This is a genomic window from Paenibacillus sp. FSL R7-0189 (assembly GCF_037969925.1).
In the GTDB taxonomy this organism is placed as follows: Bacteria; Bacillota; Bacilli; order Paenibacillales; family Paenibacillaceae; genus Paenibacillus_AQ; species Paenibacillus_AQ odorifer.
On sequence record NZ_CP150223.1, the window covers coordinates 5,881,915 to 5,904,667 of the forward strand.

Consider the following 22,753-nt stretch of genomic DNA (forward strand, 5'->3'; position numbering starts at 1 on the left):
CTATATGATGTCAGGCGTTAGTTGATTATATCATCGTGTCTTTTCACATGCAATATATAAGAATCTGATGAGATAAATCAGGTTCTTTTTTTGATTTCAGCTATCATTAGTATTAAAGCAAATAAACCGTAGCCCCTCAAGTGGGCTACGGTTTATTTGCTTTAATATTAGAATGTCGTAATAGGGTATATTATAATCCCTTCACTTCAAACTCATAGATCCGCGCTGCCGTATCGGCTCCCTGCGTAGGTTTGAGAATCAATAATTTTACATAGCGGGCTTTTACTAACGCAATTGAATCAGTCGACTCGGCAGCCGAGTTTCCTTGGACGTTGACGACATCCGTCCAGTTCGTTCCGTCGCTGCTGACCTGAATCGTATAATCACTGGTATTAAAACCGGACCACTCTCCTCCGCTCTCAGCATGCTTGATGACAAAAGTGCTGAGTTGATGTTCGGCCCCGAGGTCTACCTGAAGCCAATGGGGCAGATTACCAATTGCGCACCATTTACTGTTATCCGTCACTTTACCATCTACGGCATTAGGTGCACCTTCCTTTTCCCCGCAGGCATGATCGGCTGTTGCAGCTTTACCAAGTGCCAGATTTTTCACTGCGCCAGCTTCCTTGCTCACTGTGATGAGCGCTTTTTTCGTAATTGTGTCTTGGCCCGAGCTGTTAGTTGCAGTCAGCGTCACACTATAAACGCCTTCCTGAGCGAACGTCACAACTGGGTTCTTTGATGTGCTGACCGCGGGGCTTCCGCTTTCGAAGGTCCATGACCATCCTTCTGTCACTTCAGTCGACAGGTCGGTGAAGTTTACGCTCTCGCCTGGAGCGACTAGGGTTCGATCAGTTTTGAACTCCGCAGTCGGCTTTGGATAATCCGGCCAGCTGATCTTCACGCTAGAGGATTGACCTTGCTCGTATCTTCCATTGACGGCAACAACCTTCAATACTGTGATAGTTTCTTTGTCTATTCTTCGCATCTCAGGAACGTAAAACACATGATTTGGTGTTGCACCTATGAACATCTCACTGCCATCTGGAAGTACTCGATAGATTTCGTATTGCTTGACCTGTTGGTCAAGCTGTTTCCACTGTAATCTGGCATCTCCATAAATACCATTGCGAAAATCAGTTTGAGTGACCTTAAGATCGCGAACCGCGGGTAGTGGTTTGATCGGGTCATTAGCATTTTGAATGGAGAGCTGGCCAATTTGAATGTTGTAATTATTAATCGCATTCTTAGAATCAAAATACAGTGACAACGCTACGATCCGTTTCCCTTTGTATGGGGTCAAATTCAATGTTTCAGTTGTCCAGTCTGGCGATGTCTTATCCTTCACATTAAGGAAGATATATTGATCGGGCTGATCTGCGAATGCAAGACCAACCTTCAGGCTTGGCTTATTTTGTGTTTTGTACGTAATAGACAGCTTTGTGCTTGCTTCGATCTTAAGGTCGGTCTTGTAGAGCTTCAGATGTGTCGCATTGTTAGGGTTCAGCACGCCTGATACCTTCAGCGAACTGCCGCCGTAATAGGCATCGGACCAATCGAGCACTGGTGAAAGCGGGGAACCTTTGCTGTCTGCAATCCAGCGCCAGGAGGGAAGAATATCCTGCAGACTCCGGTTGTTCCAGCCTTTATCCCGCACCTGCTTCCCTCTTACAAAATATTTCTGTCCGCTTCCCGTGTTGAAGTTAGTGGTGAAAGGCAGCTCATTTATTGGTGATGATTCGATCACATCGTTAGCGATTCCTTTCCAGGCTTGATCGCTCGAGGTGTTACTCGGATTCCCGTTTGGACCCACCCAGAATTTGTTCTCGCGTACGAAGAAATCTTCCATACTCTCTGCGCTGTTAAAAGCCCAATCCGGGCGGTAAATACCAAGGGAAGTAACGGCAGGATCTTTATCCGGAAACAACAGATTCCAGTTCACCTTTGTATCGTAACCCTTGGCTTCGACATCGATGCCTGCATACAAGTCATATGGACTTCTGCCCAAGCTTCTAGCCTTCTCTGCCGAGCTTTTAAGATCCTTCCACCAAAAGTTCAGGAACATATTGTCTGTAATTTGCTTTTTATTGTCTTGCAGGAACATCGCATTCTTGTCGTTAAGTGCATTTTGCCAACTGATACTGCCCTCATTGGTCATGGAATCATACCATACGATGTGCATAGAATTTGACTTGTGTGATTCCAGATAACTTAGGAAAGCTTTCATTTGCTGTGCGTCGGCCAGCGTTCCGCCCTCAGTCTCCTGGTTAATAAACCAGCCGTCAAATCCGTAATGGCTCGCAACCTGGATCAACTTGTCAGCAGCAGGAAAGGAGCCGTCACTATTCTGCTGAAGCATCTGCTTGACCCATTCATACTTCCCGCCATATACGGTTGGTGGGAAGAACACCGTTCCGATGATCGGCACGCCATTTTTATGAGCCGCGTCGATCGTATCAGCGCTTGGAGGTACGATGATCCCTTCGCCCGCGGAACCACCCCAAAAGACCAGCTTGTCAACATATTGCCAATAGGTAAATGTGTTAGCTTCGAATTTGCTTGAACCCTGCGATGGAACTCCGCTTGTTCCCGGGTTAAGTGCTGATAAAGCCATGACTTTTGGCGCTTTGGTTGCATGAGCGTTGACTCCATCTGCTACAAAACGGTCCTGCAGCGGGACTGTGCTCCGGTTAAATGCCGCATCCGGGTCGGATGCCGGACTCCACTGAAGCAATTGCTCCGGAAACCAATAGGATGAATAAGGCTGTTTCGCGAACGCAGTTGTGGATAAGACTGCGCACATCACAAGTAAGAATATAAAACCTGCCCCAATCTTTTTCATGCCATACTCCTCCAATCGATAGATTAAATGATTGCGCTTACATTTTATCAAGTTGGACAAAGCTATAGATAGTGGATTAATGGCAAGTTCAGGTGCATTTATTACAGGTCGTCAGCCTAGGCTATAATCCCAGTGGGGAATTTGCTCCTAGAAATTTGATATTTATATACAAAAAGCCGCAATTATGCGGCTATTAAATGTATAGGATAAGGTAAAGCGTTCAGTTATTACGCTTTTAGGTTTAAAAGAAAATGCCGTGTGTCCTGATAAGCATCTGTCCAACCCATCTTAGCATAGAATCGAAGTCCATCGAGTCCCTTAAAATAATAGGCACCGATTAGCCGCTCCTCAAAATTCGGGGTCACTATTCTAGTTTTCTTTTGATAATTTTGATACGTGTTAATGACATTACACCAAGGCATATGCTTGTCGAGAATCGCAAGGTCTATGAGAGAATCGCCATACATGCAATTACCATCAATAATGCCGGTTATCCGTGTTCCGTTGGACAAAATATTCCACTGTTGAAAATCTCCGTGTATAAAGCTTCTATTAGATTCATTATAGGGTACGTAGGTCATCAAACGACTATAGATTTCTTCGTATACGTCTCTTTCCAAGCAAGACGTGCGGAAGAGTTCATGCCAATTCTCCCAGAATGTCCCCGTCTGATCTTCCGCATTTACGGCAATGACGAAGTCTTTCCAAGATGAATAGGAACCATTGCCGTCAGGTCCGATCCAACCATAACCGTTAGTTCCCTCAATATCCGTTTCGGCCATTCTTGTTAAAATGCCGATAATTTCCGGCATCAGACGGGTTTGTTCCTCTGCTGTACAATCGGATAGATTGCGACCTTCCATTCGCTCCATGATCAAATAGGTTAACTGATTAGTCCTCCCTAACCCTAAACATTTTGGGAAAGGGATACCTTGGTCGAGTAGCAAATTGGATACAAATTGTTCGGTCTCATATGCTCGTTCCAAATCGCTGAATTTCACAACATAGTCTTTTCCTTCTAAAATAAAAGAAAACACGTTGCTTATATTGCCGCCAGACAACGGTGTAATCTCAGCCGCTCCCTGTCCAAGATGATTCCACAGTACTTTTTCAATTTCACTCATGGTCAATTCCGGTTTTTCGTAAGCCATTTTTACTCCAACTCCTGCTTATTTGAGTCTACTATGAATTTATCCGCAGCATATCAAAAACACCCTCATCCTAAATATCTCGTTCCTCATACTCAAAGGGTTCATCACATGAGTAAATTTCATGGAAAAATCCTACATACGGGATATCGTCTTCTAGACATTTTATACGATATGACAGCTCTTCATCGCATTCCGGCTCCTCACCATTGTTCCGCATTACCTCGAATGCATCAACGATGTTTTCCATGAGGGTTACTTGGATAAATAATGGCAATGTGTCTAACATCGAATCTTCGATCCTGGTCTCGGATCTGTAGCCATCAAGGACTGTTTTAAAATAATCATCCATAAACTTTTTGCGTTTATCAGTGTCTTGTTCAAATTGTATCCAGCCCACTCCAAGTGTCCAGAGATTTGCCAGGTCATACATATACCAACAAAAGCAGGAGTTATCGAAATCAAAAACAGTTATTTGCCCTGTATCAAAATCGATCATATAATTCCCATCGCAGTAATCAAAATGTACCATCCCAAAAGACTCGTGATTCCTGTCCATCTCTTCTAAGGTTGTAAGGAGATCTACGAGCTTCCCCTTCAGCAGAGATAACGAGTCAGGTATTAGCTTATCTATATAATCGGCATTGTATTTATCAGAAAAATCATACCGAGAATGGACAGGTGTATAACCCTTCGATAATTGATGCATTTTTCCAAGGACTTTACCACAGTTATAATAGTATTCAGTAATAGGAACGCCTTCCCGATACTGATAATTATTTTCCACGAGCATACCCCCCTTGGCCTTTACAAACAAGCAGACAAAAAAGGTATGATTATTAAGAGTTATCGTTTCCAGCAGATTCCCCTTCTGGGAGTTGACCACATTCGAAACACTGCCGCCATGCTCGTACAAATACCTGATATATTCCACTTCACCCAGAATATCTTCTCGGCTTCTGTCACTTAAGAAGGCAATTCTGATTATTTTTGCTTCAGAATCAGCTTTATCACAGTTATATGCGATATTCCGTCCTCCTTCATGTGCATTGATAAGCCTGATTTCATAACCTTCCAATCCGTACAATTCCATCACTAATGGAAGTAAGTGTGTATCAGCGATTTTAATAACCTCGTTATAATTCAGAATATCTCTCCTCTCAACTCCTTCAATATATGGATAGTTTACCAGTTCCAGCTGATAAACTGGATGGAGAAAACAACTATAACTGAAATATCCTGCTTCATTAGGTCATCGTTCCTAGGTACACACGAATTAAAATATCTTGGTCATGGTTACCGAATCCAGCCCCATAAAGTGTCAAACCACCAACATTAGCAGCCTTCTCGTCAACTGCGAACCGAAGCGTCCAGAATTGTTCCCGTAGCAAAATATCTGCGACAGTAATGTCCGACATCCGTTCTTCATCAATAAATGTGCCCGAAGTGTCAATGCGGATCGTCTTCAATAACCCGTATTGATTTACATTCCGATGCCACCAATCCGGAGTATATATGCCTCGTGCCGCTCTTCCAAAGTCTGCCGGACTGGTCCAAGTTCCAAGCTTCACACCGTTAAAAAAGAACTCAATATCCGAAGGCCAATGATCTCTCAAGCCTGGCGCTTCAGAAGCAATTTCCATTGAAATCTCGATGGCCTCGGGCATTTGACCGGGAAGTAAGTAGTTAGGCGTTTTGTACTCTACGTAACCTCTCCCAAACCACAAAATGCCGGCGTTGACCCGTTCGGGATCGAGAAAATAGCGGGGATCGTCCCAAACCCCAATCTCTTTCTCTTGTGTCCCAAGACCACATGTAGGATGGACATCAAACGAGGTATAATGACCGACTGAAATGGTCTGCTCTCTGATCCTCGGGGTTTGAGTGGCAGTGGGGAGTTCGATTTCAACTCTTTTTTGTTTAAGGAAGCACATTTTGTGCGTTCCTCCGTTTAGGCGTACCCTGTGGCTTCCTGTAAGTCCAGCTTGTTCGAGCTTTCGGATATGCATAGTAACTATGGAAGGGCTAAGCTCTAACTTAGCCGCGATCTCCTTCACATTCATTTCATTATCTGCAATGAGGCTCATAATCCTCCATCTGACTTCGCTTGCCAGCGCTTCATATAATGCCATGAATTTTGCTTCGCCGTTTGCTTTGATCATCATCATAATCACCTGACCTGTGCTTATTGAAATTACATATATATTAATTTAATAAATATAACGTATATCTTCAACCCCGATTCATTGAAAACCTATAAGCAATAGTGTTTAATTTTCTTAGTAGTTAAATATATTGAATTCATATTTATATGAATTTATTAATGAGGTGGAGAAATGAAATACAATAACCCGGTCATCAAAGGGTTTTATCCTGATCCCAGCGCATGTAAAGTTGAAGACACTTATTATTTGGTCTGCAGTTCCTTTCAGTATTTTCCCGGTGTTCCGATTTTTGAAAGCAAAGATTTAATTAATTGGACCCAAATCGGTCATTGCTTAACCCGAAAGAACCAGATTCAACTGGATACTGTGGACAGCTCCGGTGGTGTATTCGCCCCCACCCTGCGGTACAATAAAGGACGATTCTACATGACGACCACTAATGACACTCTGCGCCAGAACTTCTATGTCTGGACTGACAATATTTACGGCGAATGGTCTGATCCGATTAATGTAGATCAAGGCGGTATTGATCCGGATTTGTATTTTGAAGACGGCAAAACGTATTTCATGAGTAATGGGACAGACGATTACGGAGTTAATGGTATTGTCCAATGTGAAATTGAAATTGTAACTGGGCAGAAGCTGTCGCCAAGCCGTTCAATCTGGCAAGGATCCGGTGGGCGTTATTTGGAGAGTCCTCATTTATACAAAATTAATGGACAATACTATCTACTAGCTGCTGAGGGTGGAACCGAATATGGGCATATGGTTACTTATGCAAGAGGCAATTCTCCTACTGGCCCATTCGAAGCCTACCCGCATAACCCCGTATTGACTAATCGAAATTTAGGCGGTTACGAGCTTCAGGGAGTTGGACATGGAGATTTGGTACAAGACCATGAGGGGGATTGGTGGCTGTTACATCTCGGATTCCGGCAGACTGGCCAGTATCTTACCTATCACCATTTGGGGCGCGAGGTTTTTCTAACTCCGATTACCTTTGGCGAGGATGGATGGTTTACAGCAGGTCATGAAGGTACCACACTTATAAGTTTCGAGACTGATCGTATTGCGGACACAGTCATTCAGCAGGAGAAAAGAGTCTTTACGTTCGAGAACACAGATTGGAATTTAGACTGGTGTTACCTGCGTCACCCGGTTACAGAAAATTATCGGTTAGAAGCTGATAAAATAAAGCTTAAAGGAACTGCAGTTACGTTAGATATCCCGGCTACTCCGACATTTATTGGTATTCGTCAAAAAGATTTTAACGCAATTATTTCGTGCCAAGTCAGCCTTACGAATGGTGAAGCCGGAATTACACTTTACATGGACGAAAATCACCATTATGATTTGGCCTTGCGTAAACATCCAGAGGGTTATGAGATTATCGAACGGCTGAATATCGGAGATATCAAATCCATTGAAAAAACAAAAAATATAGGTCAGTGCAACCATGCTTCATTAGTTGTCAAAAGCAGTCCAACGCATTATCAATTTTATATCCAGGTAGACGGTATTGAGATCTTACTCGGAGCTGCGCAAACCAAATATCTATCCTCTGAAATAGCCGGAGGATTCACAGGTGTGCTTATTGGTTTGTACGCCACTGGAGAAGATCAAGATTATAATGCGATATTCACAAGCTTTAGCTGCCTTTATTCTTAAACCTTCAAATTAAAATGAACTGTTCAAGGCTAAGGGTCTTATAAATAAAAGAGGGGTTAACCCCTTAATTATGGTTAACCCCTCTTTTATCAAAACCAACAAGATCCTAAGAAAAATTAGATATCCAGCTTCCTTGTACTTAACGCTTTTACCATTACAGGATCTCTATGTGAAAAGAACAAGCTCTCTTTTGTGTCTAACAGCGCAATTTGTTCTATATCCTCTGAGTTTAATTCAAAGTCAAAGATATTAAAGTTTTCAATTATTCTTTCTTTCCGGACAGACTTTGGAATCACAACAACTCCTCTTTGCGTCAACCAGCGTAAAACCACTTGGGCAACAGATTTATTATATTTTTGAGCTATTGATACTAAAACTTCGTTCTGGAACATGTTGTTTTTACCTTCAGCAAATGGACCCCATGATTCAATCTGAACATTGTTTTCTTTCATGAATGCAGCACTTTCAATTTGTTGGCAGAATGGATGTGTCTCAACTTGATTAACTGCAGGAGTTACTTCATTATGAATAATCAAATCAATCAGACGATCGTTCTGGAAGTTACTTACGCCAATCGCTCTGATTTTTCCTTCACGGTACAATTCCTCCAGCGCCCGCCAAGAACCATACACATCACCAAATGGCTGATGAATTAAATACAAATCCAAATAATCAAGTTGCAATCTTGAAAGGGATTTTTCAAATGCTTCCTTTGTACGTTCGTATCCTGTATCTTGAACCCATAATTTCGTAGTAATAAATAGATCCTCTCTTGGTACTCCACTCCGTTTGAGGGCTCTTCCCACCGCTTCTTCGTTTAGGTATGAGGCTGCGGTATCTATCAGTCGATAACCTGACATGATCGCATCGTAAACAGCTTGTTCACATTCAGCTGCATCTTGAATTTGAAAAACCCCAAAACCAAGTATCGGCATTTCAACACCATTGTTCAAAATAACTTTTTGCATAAAAAATCCTCCTATTAGTTGATGATATAGCTCTATTTAAAAGTGTGAACTATCAATATCCATTTTAGACAAAGCTTCATTTAGACTATCTACATCTTCCTTTGTTAATTTGAGATCAGCTCCATATAGGTTTTCTTCTAATCTGTTTAATTTTGTAGTGCCTGGAATTGGAATGATATATGGTTTTTGTGCTAATTCCCACGCGAGTACGACTTGAGCTGGTGCTGCATTTTTACTTTTTGCAACTTGAGTAATTAAATCTAATAACACTTGATTATGATCAATCACATCAGGTTTGAATCTTCCCATGAAACTTCGATAGTCACCTTCATCATATTTGGTTTCCTTGGTATATTTACCACTTAAGAAACCATTTCCTAATGGACTGTAAGCGATAAAAGCAATTCCTAATTCTTCACAAAGTTCAAACAACTCTTTTTCCGGTTCACGCCACATCATGGAGTACTGATTTTGGGTTGCAGTAATCGAACATACAGCATTTGCTCGTTTCATATAATCAATCGGTGCATTTGAGACACCCCATGTTTTAATCTTCCCTTCAGCTATTAAATCTTTCATTGTTTCAGCGACAGCTTCAGGTTCGACATTTGGATCCACTCGGTGCTGATAATATAAATCAATGCAATTGACCTTCAACCTTTTTAATGAACCTTCTATTTGTTCACGAATAGAATCTGGTGTGCTATTCAAAATAAGTTGAGGTTGACCGTCTACAGCTTCTTGTCCTAAAATTCCGAATTTAGTTGCAATCACAACTTGATCTCTTTGTGGTGCAAGGGCTTCGCCTACTAATTCCTCATTGGAATCTCCATAAAAAGCAGCAGTATCAAAGAAATTACATCCTAGTTCAACTGCTCTGCGAATTAATTTAACCATTTCATTACGATCTGCTGGCTTTCCATAGGCATGATCCATTCCCATACAGCCAAACCCTATTGCCGAAACTTCCAAGCCACTATTTCCTAATTTACGCATTTGCATCTGTGATCTTCCTTTCGCATGAAGTTCAGTCAAAGTTCAACGCTCGACGTAGTCTGCATTATTTTCAGCACGTTAATCCAGCTAAATTAGTTTGGGTACTATTTTAGTATGCAACAGTTTTTCACAAAACAGATATCATAATAGTATTAAATCATTGCCTATTCCTCTCATTTCATTGAAACCTCCCTATGTATGAGTTACTTTATGGCGACTACAAGGATTTAAAACCAAATCTTAAGATTAGATAAATATTGATTCTGCTCCCTTTAAAACAAAATCCTAACAGGTAATAATGGATACAAACCTACTATTGGAGTGAACAGTAATGATTAACATACTCGTAGTTGAAGATGATAAGCATGTAAGAAGACTTCTTGAAGCTGTTCTGAAACGCGAAGGATATGATGTTGTAACTGCTGAAGACGGAGTTAAAGCTTTGGAGGTCCTTGATTCACAGCATATTGATCTAATCATTCTGGATATCATGATGCCTAATATGGATGGTTATGAATTCGCCAAGGAAGTAAGAGATGCCGATAGCTTGGTCCCCATTCTTATGGCTACAGCAAAACAGCTGCCTGAAGATAAGAAAAAGGGGTTCCGGATTGGAACTGATGATTATATGACCAAACCCATTGATACCGAAGAAATGCTGCTCAGAATCCAAGCGCTGCTTCGCCGTTCGCAAATCGCAAGTGCCCGTAAATTAGTAGTGGGTAAAGTGATCCTTGATTATGACGCATTGACAGTAACCCGGGAGGACGAGAAACAAACGCTTCCGCAAAAAGAATTCTATTTGTTGTATAAGTTGTTGTCCTATCCTGAACGGATTTTCACGCGCATCCAGCTTATGGACGAGATATGGGGCATGGAAAGTGAAAGTACGGATACAACCGTTAATGTGCATATCAATCGTTTGCGGAAACGGTTTGACGCTTATCCAGAGTTTGAACTGGTTTCCGTCAGAGGTCTTGGATACAAGGCGGTGCGAAGCCAGTGAGCAAAATAAGTAACAAGCTCAGCAACAGAATCAGCCTTCCCATCTATTTTTCTCTTATCATATTTTTCATCTTTCTTATTACCGTTGTGATTACAGGACTACTCTTCTTTCTCGCACAGGTTTTTGGTTTGTTGAACGAAGAGCTTGCCCAGGATGGATTCGTACTACCCATAATGGTATTAATCGCTTGTACAATTATCGGTACCACGATATCAGCCATCACAAGCCGGAAAATGGTAAAATCCATCCGGATATTTATAGAGGCCACAGAGCGTCTTGCCAGTGGTGACTTCTCCATGCGGCTCCAGCTCAAAAGCCCGCCAGAGTTTGAAATTCTATCAGAGAACTTTAACCGTATGGCTGAAGAGCTTGGGGGTATCGAAATTCTGCGAACTGATTTTGTAAACAATTTTTCCCATGAATTCAAAACACCGATTGTATCTATTAAAGGGTTTGCTGAAGTCTTAAAGAATGATGATCTTACTAAAGAAGAACGTGATGAATATCTAGATATTGTCATTGAGGAATCGACCAGACTTGCCTCCCTTGCTTCGAATGTACTGGAGCTGACGCAGGTTGAGACGCAAAAGATTCTGACAAACAAAATGCGGTTTAATGTTGGGGAACAAATTCGCCAGTCTGTGCTTTTACTGGCTGCCAAATTTGAGAAGAAGCACCTGAAGCTGAATGTTAATATTCAGGATTATGAACTCTCCGGCAATAAAGAGCTTTTAAATCAAGTTTGGTTAAATTTATTGGATAACGCGATCAAATTCACTCCTGAGCATGGTGAAATTGAAGTTAAGATGAAGAAAAACGAGGATAACCTGGTGATTCTAGTTCATGACTGCGGAAGCGGTATTCATCCTGAGGCTCTTCCCAAGATATTCGATAAATTTTATCAGCAGGATACTTCCCACTCGACTGCAGGCAATGGACTTGGATTAGCAATTGTTAAAAAAATCATTCATCTACACCATGGAACCATTTCTTGCGAAAGCATTCCATTACAAGGAACCACATTTACAGTTACGATTCCGATTGGAATGTAGTGCGAGCCCTGGAGAACCTCATCGTTCTTTCAGGTTTTTTTTATTTTTCAGAAAAGTTAACTTTCAGTTTATCTTCTTTCGTTATCATTTAAGCAACGCCACATAAAGGAGTCAGATGTATGGTAACTATACTTAAGTACTTAAAACCGAAGGAATGGGCCCTAATCGGTATCAGCATCCTATTCATTGTCACACAGGTATGGCTGGATCTGGAATTGCCCGGTTATATGAGCGAGATTACTCGTCTTGTACAGATACCAGGGAGTGAAATGAGCGAAATCATTGCAGCCGGAGGCTGGATGTTGCTCTGTGCCCTCGGCAGCTTAGCCACATCAATTATAGTGGCAGGGATCGCCGCTAAAATTGCCGCCAACTTCTCTTCAAGATTACGCTCCAAATTGTTTGATAAGGTACAGTCTTTCTCTATGGAAGAAATCAACAACTTCTCTACAGCTAGTTTAATTACCCGTTCAACAAATGACATTACACAAGTGCAAATGCTGATTGTCATCGGTCTGCAACTGCTGGTGAAGGCTCCCATCCTTGCCGTTTGGGCAATGCTCAAAATTACAGGCAAGAGTTGGCAGTGGTCGCTTGCTACCGGTGTCGCCATTGGGGTATTGATTCTTATTGTCGGCATAGTGATCGTGCTAGTGCTTCCGAAATTCCAAAAATTGCAGCAACTGACTGATAATCTTAATCGTGTTGCAAGAGAGAATCTTACCGGCCTTCGTGTCATTCGTGCGTATAATGCGGAAAGTTACCAGGAAGATAAATTTAGCGTAGCCAACAGCGAGCTTACCCGAACGAATTTATTCGCCAATAATGTACTGTCCATGATGATGCCAAGTATTTCTCTGATTATGAGCGGTTTAAGTCTCGCAATATATTGGATTGGTGCTATTTTGATTCAAAATGCCAATGGTACGGCGAAGATGGGCTTATTTTCAGATATGATTGTCTTCTCATCCTATGCGATGCAGGTGGTTATGGCATTCATGATGCTGATCATGATTTTTATCCTGATGCCTCGTGCCCATGTATCCGCTAAAAGAATCAATGAAGTGCTGGATACTAAGCCAAGCTTAGAGAACGGATCACTTACTTCCTCCAAGGCAAATCGGTTGGGTGAGGTCGAATTCAAAAATGTCAGCTTTAAATATCCGGATGCAGAAGAATACGTTATTGAAGATATCAGCTTTACGGTGAAAAAAGGAGAAACTGTAGCCTTCATCGGTTCAACCGGATGCGGAAAAAGTACCGTCGTGAACCTGATTCCTCGCTTTTATGATGCTACAGCAGGTGAAGTGTTGGTGGATGGAATTAATGTTAACCAATATGAGCAAACTGCACTGCGCAATAAAATGGGATATGTATCTCAGAAAGCGATTTTGTTTGGCGGCACGGTGAGCTCTAATGTTGCTTTTGGCGATAATGGCAGTGATCTGTCCTCTGATGTTGTTGATGCCATTTACACCTCTCAAGCTTCAGATTTTGTTGAAAAGATGGAAGGAAGCTACGAGGCTCATGTCTCTCAAGGCGGTACGAACTTGTCTGGCGGTCAAAAACAACGTCTTTCCATTGCCCGAGCCATTGCCCGTCGTCCTGAAATATTAATCTTCGACGATTCCTTCTCAGCGCTTGATTATAAGACGGATCGCAAATTGCGAAGTGAATTGAAGAAAAAATCCAGCGGTACAACGATACTAATCGTTGCCCAACGGATCGGTACAATCAAAGATGCAGACAAAATCATTGTACTGGAAGCCGGACGAATGGCAGGCATGGGAACACATGATGAATTGATGCAGACCTGTGATGTCTACCAAGAGATTGCTTACTCACAACTTTCAAAGGAGGAGCTAGCTTAATGAACAAAAGCAAAGAGCAACTCAACACGTGGAGCAAACTTCTCCACTATTGCAGAAAATATATCCCTGTAGTTCTTATAGCTATTATTAGTGCAGCAATCGGTACGGTTCTGACTCTGCTTGGACCGGATAAGCTTTCGGAGATGACAGACTTGATCACGGCCGGCCTCGTCACCGGAATTGATATGGAAGCAGTAACTTCTATCGGCCTTTTCCTTGTATTTATCTATATCCTTAGCGCTGTGTTATCTTTGGTACAAGGATTAATTATGTCCGCAGTTACGCAAAAGGTCTCCAAAAACTTAAGAGCCGATCTCTCACGCAAAATGAACAAACTTCCGATCTCTTATTATAATAATTCTACAACCGGTGACATCCTGTCCCGGGTTACCAACGATGTGGATACGATCGGGCAAGCTTTAAACCAAAGCGTCGGCACACTGGTAACTGCCCTTGCCCTCTTTACGGGATCCATCATCATGATGTTCAAAACAAATGTGATCATGACTATTACGGCGGTTGTTGCAACTATCATTGGCTTTGGCCTCATAGCGGCAATTATGAAAAAATCCCAAAAGTATTTTCAAAGTCAGCAAGAATACTTAGGGAAAATCAATGGCCATGTGGAGGAAGTATATACAGGACATACTGTAGTGAAAGCCTACAATGGTGAATCGCAAATGCGCAATACATTTGAATCCCTGAATATGAATCTTAAAGATAGTGCATTTAAAGCGCAGTTCCTCTCCGGTCTTATGATGCCGATTATGATGTTTATAGGCAATCTAGGTTTTGTGGCCGTTTGTGTAGTTGGTGCTGTACTTGCTATGAACGGAACGATATCCTTTGGGGTCATTGTAGCCTTTATACTGTATGTCCGTTACTTTACACAACCGCTCTCTCAGATTGCTCAAGCCGCACAAAGTCTGCAATCGGCTTCCGCGGCAAGCAAACGTGTCTTTGAGTTCCTCGATGCTGACGAAATGGACAATGAAAGTCATAAAGAAAGACATCTTAAAACTGCTGTGGGCAAAGTTGATTTTGAACATGTGCAATTTGCTTATGAAAATTCAGATAAACTTGTGATTAAAGATTTTTCTGCAGAGATTAAGCCTGGGCAAAAAATTGCTATAGTCGGTCCTACCGGCGCAGGTAAAACTACACTGATAAATCTTCTAATACGGTTTAATGAATTAAAGGGCGGAGAAATATATATTGATGATACCCCCATCAGCAGCTTAACAAGAGAAAACATCCATGATCTATTCTGTATGGTCTTGCAGGACACCTGGCTTTTTGAGGGCACTATCAGAGAAAATCTAGTGTACAACAAAACAGGTGTAACCGATAAAGAAGTTGAAGATGCTTGTAAGTCGGTAGGCTTGCATCATTTCATTCAGACCTTAAGTGCCGGTTATAATACCATACTAAATGACAAAGTTAATTTATCCACGGGCCAAAAGCAACAGCTTACGATCGCCCGCGCGATGCTCAAAAATGCCCCAATGCTCATCCTCGATGAAGCTACAAGCTCAGTCGATACAAGAACAGAGCTCTTGATTCAGCAGGCAATGGATAAGCTCATGGAGGGAAGAACCTCTTTTGTTATTGCGCATAGACTCTCAACCATTAAGAACGCCGATGTGATTCTGGTTCTGAAGGAAGGCGATATCCTGGAAAGCGGCAGCCACGAAGAACTACTTGCCAAAAATGGTTTTTATGCGGAGCTTTATAATAGCCAATTCGACCAAGCCTCTTAAAGCCTAGTTGACACTGTGAATTATATAGCGAAAGTCAAAAGGACCTACTCATTGTTCTTATCCAGAACAATGAGTAGGTCCTTTATTTGCTATGAACACATATCATCTACTGGCTAGGAATTCATCAAGCTGTTTTTGCTTTTCAGCAATGACTTTATCTAGGCCGGCCGATTTTTGGGCGGCGATAAATTTCGGCAATTCTTTGTCCAGATCAACCGAGCCGGTCTCAAGCATCTTTTGATATTCTCTTAGAACGTTTGCTAGTGCTCCGACTTCGGATTTGATTGGCTCGCTGTCAAAGGTGAAGCCCAGTGCCCGCGATGATTTAGCGCCTTCGTTAAACTTTTTGAACTGCTCCCACTTGTCTGGAGCTTCCGAACTCCAGACATAGTTCAGGAATTGATTTCCCAGCTCCCAAGCGACGCCCGGTGCGTACTGTCCTGACTTCTCCGTCTGCGTCATAACATTACCATTAAGTGTAAAGTGTGTACCTTCAATACCGAAGTTAAGCAGATTAATAATTTCTTGATCTGTATGAAGCAGGTTAATCAGCATCATGGCGCGTTCCGGGTTCTTAGACGTTGATGAGATGGCTAACATGGCGCCGGTAGTCTCCGATGTGGCGACCGTTTTACCTGTTAAAGTAATTTGTGCAAGCTTGCCATCAAGTCCTGTCGCGGATGCGATTTCTTCTGCTTTGCCTGGCTTAAGAGGCTCTACAGTGGAAAATACATTGCCCGTCTTATAAGCATCAAGGGATGACGTTTGGGAAGTGGCCGCATCTTTGTTAAGATACCCCTTCTGGAAGAAATCACGGGTTACTTTTAATGCATTTAAGTATTGTGGATACTCTTCGGCCGGTTTGACTGTCGCTTCCGTGCCATTCTTATCGATAGCGCCAGGTATCGTCGTATCACCTAAAAAATCCAATTCCACAAAGGAGTGAGAGGCGAACGTGCCACCCGTTGTATACAGCGGATACATGGTTGGCTTCTTCTCTTTAACGATCTTATAAACGGCATCTAAATCTTCGATCTTTTGCACTTTACTCATGTCAATGCCGAGTTCATCAGCGATATCCTTCCGGTACACAATGCCCCCTGACGATGCCAATTCTTTATTCGTAGGGACTGCATAATTTTTGCCGCCGATTTTGGAGCCATCGAGAAAAGCTGGATCCAAGCTATCCTTAATGCCCTGGCCATACTGATCGAGCAAGGGACCGAGATCTAAGTAAGCACCTTTGGCAACGTTCTTTGCATACCCGTTCCATGAGGCTGTAAATAGAATGTCTACGGGCTCTCGAGAAGCGATGATGAGGTTAGTCTTATCATCCCACGCTCCCCAATCGATTGGTGCGATATCTACCGTCGCGTTGATTTTTTCGGTCAAGATCTTGTTCAGCGCTTCCTCGACGATAGCCTCGTCCGCCTGTGGAGCTCCTTCGTAGACCAGCTTTATTTTATAAGGCTCCAGCTTCGAGGGCTCATTGGATGTGTTATCGGTGGTTGAGTTCGCTGATGAGCTCGGTGCGGCGCTTTCTTTTCCGGCATTATCTGGTGTAGCGTTGTTCGAGTTGTTTGAATTGCCGCAAGCCGTAGTGGCTAATGCTGAAATAAGCATCAGTGTGAGAAGCAGTGAAGCCTTGCTTTTCGTATCCTTCATTTTCAAGTAATCCCCCCATAAAATAGAATGATATGCTAAACCATATACTGGTTTTAGCCGTTTCCGTGCCCACGTAAGTGATCGGCAATCTTAGCCTTTAACGGAGCCTACTGTAAGGCCTCTGATAAAGTATTTCTGGAAGAACGGGTAAGCAAATACGATAGGTCCAACACCTACAACCACCATCGCCATACGCACGGTTTCACTTGGGAAGTTGATCATTCCGCCAGCTCGGGTAATTTCAGCCATCGCGTTCGGGTTACTGGATAAGTACTGGATGTTGACCATCATCTTGTAAAGAAAGTACTGCACGGATATATTGTGGTTGTCTGTAATAAACATTAGGCTTAGGAACCAGTCGTTCCAGTATGTCAGTGTTTGGAACAGTGCAACGGTTGCCAGAACCGGCAGAGATAATGGCAATACAATTCGGATAAATATCCGTAGCTCCCCTGCCCCATCTATTTTTGCTGACTCCAGCACAGCTTCAGGTACGGTCTCCTTAAAGAAAGTGCGCATGATCAGTACCCAGAATGCGGACATGATCAGCGGCATGATCAGTGCCCAAAGTGTATCTTTTAATTCCAGCATCTGTACGTATACCAAGTACCAAGGGACTAAGCCGCCGGAAATCAGCATCGTTAGAAAAACAAAAAATGTAAAATACTTAGCCTGCGGAAAATTATTCCGTGAAATGGGGTACGCATACAGAGCTATTATGATGACACTTAGTATCGTACCTATCACCGTGACGGTTAGTGAGATTCCATAGGAATGAACGATTTGACTGATATCTTTCATTAGGAATCGATAGGCTGCCAGATTGAAATTTTCGGGCATAAATCGATATCCGTGTGTCATAACGGACTGCTCATCGGAGAACGATACCGAAAGAATCAGCAAAAGCGGTAGGATACAGAGCGCCGAATAGATGACAAAGAAGATGTTGATGAGGGTTGACGCCCATCCCGACAGCTGATTCTTTGGATTGGACCCAGATAAGGATTTACTCATTGTATTGGTCATAAGGGCTCCTCTCTTAGAACAGCGCGTTCTCGCGGTTAAAGCGGCGAACGACCCAATTAGATACAAAAACCAAGATGAAACCAACGACTGATTGGAACAGGCCTGCTGCTGAGGAAAGTCCGATATCCCCAACGGTCAGGAAGGTGCGGTAGACATAGGTATCGATAACGTTTGTCACAGGGAACAATGCCCCCGATTCACGTGGCACTTGGAAGAATAGGCCAAAGTCGGCATTGAAGATCCGGCCAACCTGCAGCAAAGTCATAATCGTGAGGACAGGCATGATCAAGGGAATCGTGATTTTCTTGATCTGCTGCCACTTGTTTGCCCCATCAATTGTCGCGGCTTCGTAGTACTCCTCGTCGATACCAATGATTGCTGCCATATACACAACCGTGTAGTACCCCATGTTCTTCCACGTGTTAATGATCGGCAAAACGATCGGCCACACTTCTTTCGTGAAGTACCAGCGTACGGAATCAAGACCAAGCGCCGGCAGCAACGTGCCGTTGAAGTATCCTCGTTCGTCGCTCATGAACCCATACACTAAGTACGAGATGACGATCATCGACAGGAAGTATGGCAGGAACATGATCGTTTGGTGTAGCTTCGAGAGGAAGCGGTTCTTCATCTCGTTAAGCATCAAGGCGAACCCTAGAGGAAGCGCCATGTTCAATACAATAAACAGCGAATTATAAAGCAATGTGTTGCGAATGATGATGTACGAATCCTTCGAGGCAAACAGATATTCGAAATTCTTCATCCCTGTCCATGGGCTTCCCAGGATTCCGTCCTGGTAATTGATTGTTTTAAAGGCAATAACGATCCCGAACAAAGGGATGTAGTTATTTATTACAAGCAGAACGATTCCCGGCAGCATCATTGCGTAGAACATCCAGTAAGTACGAAGATTCTTCACGATGGAAAAATTACGTACAGTACGTATTGGTTTCCTATTTGTAGGAAGCGGCATAGCTTTCAATAGAGTTGTTGCACTCCTTTCACTGTCTTACACACTCCCCACACCGTTGTTTAGGCGGTAATGGGGAGTTCAGGTTTTCACTATTGAGCCGTAACGTCAATTGTGACGTTACTTATTGAGGTTCTGTTCCCCACTGAAGAGCGCCTGCGATATAGCCAGTTGTATGGCTCCAATCGGTGTAAGTCGAATCGGTCGGATCGAAGGAGTAATCTCCCGTCTGCGTGTAGTTCGTCCAATCGGTCTTGTTCACGCGGATCTGAAGCTCAATGCTGGCTCCAGCTGCCAAACTTCCGGCTCCGCTCGTAAAGCCGATTTCCAGATAATGATCAGCTCCTGTCAAAGGAGCCGGCAACTTGACGAAGTCGCCAGTTACGTTGCTACTGCCGACAGTGGACCAATCGCACCAGAAATTCTGGTCCTTCTCCCCATCGATCGTGTAATAATAATGAAGCTTCACGTCGGACAGATTGATGGCAGTGGTACCGGTGTTCTTCAGCTTTATCCGAGGGCTCAACGAATTGCTCGTTGCCGTAACAGGAGAATTGTACTGCTGCACTTTGATAGAACCACTTTCGGCAGTGGGGGTATCGACCACGGAGACCGCAAGATTCGCACTTACTCCTGCGCTAAAGTTGAACGTCAGCGTCGTTGTTCCCACCGGTTGGGCAGCCAGATATGCCTTCTGAATCGTCACTGTCGTGCCTGATACGGTGTAGTCCGTACCAGCAACTAGGGCAGTCGTGCCATTATTAATGCCGATGAGTGTGTTATCGTTCAGCGTCAAGGTCACCGGAATGTCGGTCTGATTCGCGATTTGCTTGTCAAAGGCAGCGGTCGTCGGACTGATCGTCGAGTTAATAACCGACGAATCGTTCACAGCAACGGATAGCGTAGCAGATGAACCGGCGTTAAACAGGAAAGTGAGGTTCGCCTTGCCGATTGGCTGCTGCGCGAGATAGCTCTTGTGTAGAGTGACCGTGTTGCCCGAAACGGTATAGTCCGTGTCCACAACGAGAGATGTCGTACCGTTCTTAATGTCGGTGAGCGTGTTGCCGTTCAACGTTAGAGTCACCGGAATATCAGCTTGATTTGCTGTTTTCTTATCAAAGGCAGCAGTCGTTGGACTAATGGTCGAGTTGCTGCTATTTCCGGTTGCGAATGCGGCAATGAATACCAACCCTGAATTCCAATAAACGGTATGTTCATTTGTAGTCCATTCTTGGAAGTTATCGGTATAGTTTTTGGCTGCAAATCTTGATATCTGGTTTCCTACGGTTATGTCGTTGGAGTATTTATTCGGTCCTCCGACAAGATATCCCTTAGGTACACCAGGTAATCCATCTGTTCTATACATGATGCTGAACGGATATTTCACGCTGTTATCGCCGTAACCTGATACAAAAGATACGCCTACCGGGTTCTGGCCAAGAATCCAGTCTAACTGACTATTGTTAATCTCATTAATGATAGCGCGGTTGCTCTCAAAAGTTCCCAGTAACTTCGTACCGATGATCATTTCCATCGGTGTGTCCGCAACCTGCATGGTGATTCCCCAATAGTAGTTACCATCTTTTATGATGCTTTTCCAAGGGCTATCGTTATATCTGCTCACTTTGTCATTGAACCATTGCTGGAATTTATCCGAATACCAGCTTAAGACTCCGGAGTCCGGATTAGCGGCTTTCAGATAACTGAAGAAGCCTGTATTCCAGGTGTTTGCCCAACCACTGGCGAAATCAAGGGTATCCTCAAAAAATATTCCCATATCGGTGTAATTCGCCAGGAAATAATCATTGTATTCGGCATCGCCGGTCGATCGGTACAGGGAGCCTGCAGCCCACAGACGATTCGAAGCGTCATCCGTCACATCGTAAGGCCATCTGCCCGTGTTAGGCGTCCGAATATTTTCCGGATGTGCTTCCAGGTACCCCCATGCGTCTATTGCCGCATCCAAGCAACTTTGGGCAAAAGCCGGATCAATATTCTGATAAATTAAGTAGGCATGTGCCAATACACCGGCTGCGGTAGCTGTATCGGCGGTCGTTTTGATATCAGTCCGCGAGCTTACCGTATCCTTATCGATAATTTCTCTGTCTACCATATTGTCGTCATCCTGAAAGGTCACTCGCGCATAGAAACCGCCAGTTGCAGCATCCTGCATTTTGAGCATCCATTCCAGTTCCCACCTTGCCTCATCCAGGATGTCGGGAATGCCGTTTCCGCTCTCAGGAATATTAAATTGATTGTCTGTAAATTTCTCCGGCATCATTTCATAGGCCCAGAAGAGATCCGACAAGGCTTTGGCTCCTGCGTTAACGTACTTGCCTTTATCGCCCGCATCGTACCATCCCTTGGAAACATCTTTTTTGATGGAAGGGTTAGACATTAAAGGCACTGCGGTGTCAGGGGTAAAATCTGTTCTTTGATAATTTTGAGTGTATGGGCTGGTAATATTAATCCCGGTTCTCTGGTAATAGAAGTATCTTGTTACGTCATTTAAAAAGGGTTCATAGATTTCGTTAGCTTCGCCGATAGTGAACTTGGGCGAATTCTGGAGACCCTGCACTGAAACATAATATTTTCCCGGAATCGTTAAATTTGTGAAATCGGCGGTAAAAATACGCTCCCCGCTATCGATAGCATCATAATTTTTGGTGAGTACAAGCGTTCCGGAGTAAGCTGTCGAATTATTTGTGGCGTTAATAATGTTAAACGGAGTACCTGCATCGACCGTGAGCACATCCTCAAAACCGGTTACAAGCGCTTGCTTTACTCCATCTACGGGATATCCTAATTGATTAACCTTGATGGGGGCGTACTCTTTCTCCTTATCGGGAGACGTAACCCTGATGTCATTAAGCCACACTTTTAAAGGTTGAAAACCATTATTCTTGATGGATAATGCATCTATGGAAGATACATCAATTCCTTGGGAGACCTGAATTAGATCCTTTAACGGGATCTTCACATGGGTCCAACTTGTAGAAATGTTGACGTAGTTGTTAATGTTTACAGTAGTGGTAATTTCATTGCCGGCAGCTCTTTCGAATACCCGGTCTTTGAAGCCCAGTAAAAAGGACTCTCCGCCCGCATTTCCTTTGATATTAAACTCAAGGAATCCATTTGGATGATAAGAGGTAAAATCATATGCTTTCCAGCCGGCAACCGTAATTAAAGCGTTGTACCAGGAAGGACTGGTAGGCGTCTTTGCATTCAACAATAATGAAGGCAATCCATTGTACATTGCTGTAGTATCAATGGGCAGCTTGCTGTTCTCCGTCTCCAATCCAAACCCGCTATCTCCTGCCCAGCCGTCGGATATATTACTGAATATTTGGTAATCTAGTAAGTCTCTCCACCCTGCAGGCGCTTCGGGGGTTGCCGCATTAGTCTTGATCGGATTTGAAAAAAAGATAGCCACAAACATAGTTAATGCCAGAAACACGCTTACTTTTTTCCTCATTACCTCTCCTCCTAAAAAGTTTTGTGAGCATAAACTGCTTCGCTCCGCTTCATACAAAAATCAGTTCGAAAGTTTATACTTAGTTAGTGAGAGTTACTCTATGATTAACTTCGTATACCATCACCTCTTTTTTTGAAAACG

General features: G+C 43.2%; 15 protein-coding genes. 5 read left to right on the forward strand and 10 right to left on the reverse strand.

What is annotated here, in order from left to right; translation table 11 throughout:
- Nucleotides 1-190: 190 nt before the first annotated feature.
- The 4 genes from MKY63_RS25765 to MKY63_RS25780 all read right to left on the reverse strand — a co-directional run bounded on the left by MKY63_RS25765 (nt 191) and on the right by MKY63_RS25780 (nt 6,152).
- Nucleotides 191-2,842, reverse strand: a complete 2,652-nt coding sequence (locus MKY63_RS25765; protein WP_339810281.1) for a discoidin domain-containing protein — start codon at nt 2,840-2,842, stop codon at nt 191-193.
- A gap of 227 nt (nt 2,843-3,069) precedes the next feature.
- Nucleotides 3,070-3,993, reverse strand: coding sequence for an aminoglycoside phosphotransferase family protein (locus tag MKY63_RS25770; protein WP_339810283.1), 924 nt, complete (start codon nt 3,991-3,993; stop codon nt 3,070-3,072).
- Between the two features lie 70 nt (nt 3,994-4,063).
- A complete protein-coding gene (locus MKY63_RS25775; protein WP_339810285.1) occupies nt 4,064-5,083 on the reverse strand; it encodes a phosphotransferase in 1,020 nt (339 codons plus the stop codon).
- A 154-nt stretch (nt 5,084-5,237) separates the two neighbouring features.
- Nucleotides 5,238-6,152: an ArsR family transcriptional regulator gene (locus MKY63_RS25780; protein WP_339813620.1), complete on the reverse strand. Its 915-nt coding sequence runs from the start codon at nt 6,150-6,152 to the stop codon at nt 5,238-5,240.
- 174 nt (nt 6,153-6,326) lie between these two features.
- On the opposite strand from MKY63_RS25780, the gene MKY63_RS25785 reads away from it, so the two are divergent.
- Entirely contained in the window at nt 6,327-7,823 is a 1,497-nt protein-coding gene (locus MKY63_RS25785; protein WP_339810287.1) for a glycoside hydrolase family 43 protein, read from the forward strand.
- Nucleotides 7,824-7,939: 116 nt separating this feature from the next.
- Here the strand turns inward: MKY63_RS25785 and MKY63_RS25790 are convergent, their stop codons facing one another.
- Both MKY63_RS25790 and MKY63_RS25795 read right to left on the reverse strand, forming a co-directional pair.
- The gene (locus MKY63_RS25790) at nt 7,940-8,791 is read right to left on the reverse strand and encodes an aldo/keto reductase (RefSeq protein WP_339810289.1); all 852 of its coding nucleotides are present in this window, start codon (nt 8,789-8,791) and stop codon (nt 7,940-7,942) included.
- 36 nt (nt 8,792-8,827) lie between these two features.
- Complete coding sequence (locus tag MKY63_RS25795; protein ID WP_076302104.1) at nt 8,828-9,793, reverse strand: aldo/keto reductase; 966 nt, start codon at nt 9,791-9,793, stop codon at nt 8,828-8,830.
- Between the two features lie 325 nt (nt 9,794-10,118).
- Here MKY63_RS25795 and MKY63_RS25800 point away from each other — a divergent pair, with 325 nt between their 5' ends.
- The 4 genes from MKY63_RS25800 to MKY63_RS25815 all read left to right on the forward strand — a co-directional run bounded on the left by MKY63_RS25800 (nt 10,119) and on the right by MKY63_RS25815 (nt 15,476).
- Nucleotides 10,119-10,793, forward strand: coding sequence for a response regulator transcription factor (locus tag MKY63_RS25800; RefSeq protein WP_036677195.1), 675 nt, complete (start codon nt 10,119-10,121; stop codon nt 10,791-10,793).
- Nucleotides 10,790-11,845, forward strand: coding sequence for a HAMP domain-containing sensor histidine kinase (locus tag MKY63_RS25805; protein WP_081383288.1), 1,056 nt, complete (start codon nt 10,790-10,792; stop codon nt 11,843-11,845). Before MKY63_RS25800 ends, MKY63_RS25805 begins: the two co-directional genes overlap by 4 nt.
- Before the next feature lie 119 nt (nt 11,846-11,964).
- Nucleotides 11,965-13,716 (forward strand): ABC transporter ATP-binding protein, encoded by a 1,752-nt coding sequence (locus MKY63_RS25810; RefSeq protein ID WP_076130605.1) that lies wholly within the window; start codon nt 11,965-11,967, stop codon nt 13,714-13,716.
- A complete protein-coding gene (locus tag MKY63_RS25815; protein ID WP_036677200.1) occupies nt 13,716-15,476 on the forward strand; it encodes an ABC transporter ATP-binding protein in 1,761 nt (586 codons plus the stop codon). The genes MKY63_RS25810 and MKY63_RS25815 overlap by 1 nt, the downstream gene beginning before the upstream one ends.
- A gap of 102 nt (nt 15,477-15,578) precedes the next feature.
- Here MKY63_RS25815 and MKY63_RS25820 read toward each other — a convergent pair whose 3' ends face one another.
- From MKY63_RS25820 to MKY63_RS25835, 4 genes are all read right to left on the reverse strand, one after another.
- On the reverse strand, nt 15,579-17,141 hold the full coding sequence (locus MKY63_RS25820; RefSeq protein WP_339810296.1) for an ABC transporter substrate-binding protein: 1,563 nt from the start codon (nt 17,139-17,141) through the stop codon (nt 15,579-15,581).
- Between the two features lie 90 nt (nt 17,142-17,231).
- Complete coding sequence (locus tag MKY63_RS25825) at nt 17,232-18,167, reverse strand: carbohydrate ABC transporter permease (protein ID WP_081383287.1); 936 nt, start codon at nt 18,165-18,167, stop codon at nt 17,232-17,234.
- 13 nt (nt 18,168-18,180) lie between these two features.
- Entirely contained in the window at nt 18,181-19,140 is a 960-nt protein-coding gene (locus MKY63_RS25830) for an ABC transporter permease subunit (RefSeq protein WP_038574490.1), read from the reverse strand.
- 121 nt (nt 19,141-19,261) lie between these two features.
- The gene (locus MKY63_RS25835) at nt 19,262-22,612 is read right to left on the reverse strand and encodes a glycoside hydrolase family 9 protein (RefSeq protein ID WP_339810299.1); all 3,351 of its coding nucleotides are present in this window, start codon (nt 22,610-22,612) and stop codon (nt 19,262-19,264) included.
- Nucleotides 22,613-22,753 lie beyond the last annotated feature (141 nt).

Bases quoted from the DNA above. Each gene is read 5' to 3' on its own strand.
- MKY63_RS25765 (WP_339810281.1), bottom strand. From the start codon at position 2,842: ATGAAAAAGATTGGGGCAGGTTTTATATTCTTACTTGTGATGTGCGCA.
- MKY63_RS25770 (WP_339810283.1), bottom strand. From the start codon at position 3,993: ATGGCTTACGAAAAACCGGAATTGACCATGAGTGAAATTGAAAAAGTA.
- MKY63_RS25775 (WP_339810285.1), bottom strand. From the start codon at position 5,083: ATGGAATTGTACGGATTGGAAGGTTATGAAATCAGGCTTATCAATGCA.
- MKY63_RS25780 (WP_339813620.1), bottom strand. From the start codon at position 6,152: ATGATCAAAGCAAACGGCGAAGCAAAATTCATGGCATTATATGAAGCG.
- MKY63_RS25785 (WP_339810287.1), top strand. From the start codon at position 6,327: ATGAAATACAATAACCCGGTCATCAAAGGGTTTTATCCTGATCCCAGC.
- MKY63_RS25790 (WP_339810289.1), bottom strand. From the start codon at position 8,791: ATGCAAAAAGTTATTTTGAACAATGGTGTTGAAATGCCGATACTTGGT.
- MKY63_RS25795 (WP_076302104.1), bottom strand. From the start codon at position 9,793: ATGCAAATGCGTAAATTAGGAAATAGTGGCTTGGAAGTTTCGGCAATA.
- MKY63_RS25800 (WP_036677195.1), top strand. From the start codon at position 10,119: ATGATTAACATACTCGTAGTTGAAGATGATAAGCATGTAAGAAGACTT.
- MKY63_RS25810 (WP_076130605.1), top strand. From the start codon at position 11,965: ATGGTAACTATACTTAAGTACTTAAAACCGAAGGAATGGGCCCTAATC.
- MKY63_RS25815 (WP_036677200.1), top strand. From the start codon at position 13,716: ATGAACAAAAGCAAAGAGCAACTCAACACGTGGAGCAAACTTCTCCAC.
- MKY63_RS25820 (WP_339810296.1), bottom strand. From the start codon at position 17,141: ATGAAGGATACGAAAAGCAAGGCTTCACTGCTTCTCACACTGATGCTT.
- MKY63_RS25825 (WP_081383287.1), bottom strand. From the start codon at position 18,167: ATGACCAATACAATGAGTAAATCCTTATCTGGGTCCAATCCAAAGAAT.
- MKY63_RS25830 (WP_038574490.1), bottom strand. From the start codon at position 19,140: ATGCCGCTTCCTACAAATAGGAAACCAATACGTACTGTACGTAATTTT.
- MKY63_RS25835 (WP_339810299.1), bottom strand. From the start codon at position 22,612: ATGAGGAAAAAAGTAAGCGTGTTTCTGGCATTAACTATGTTTGTGGCT.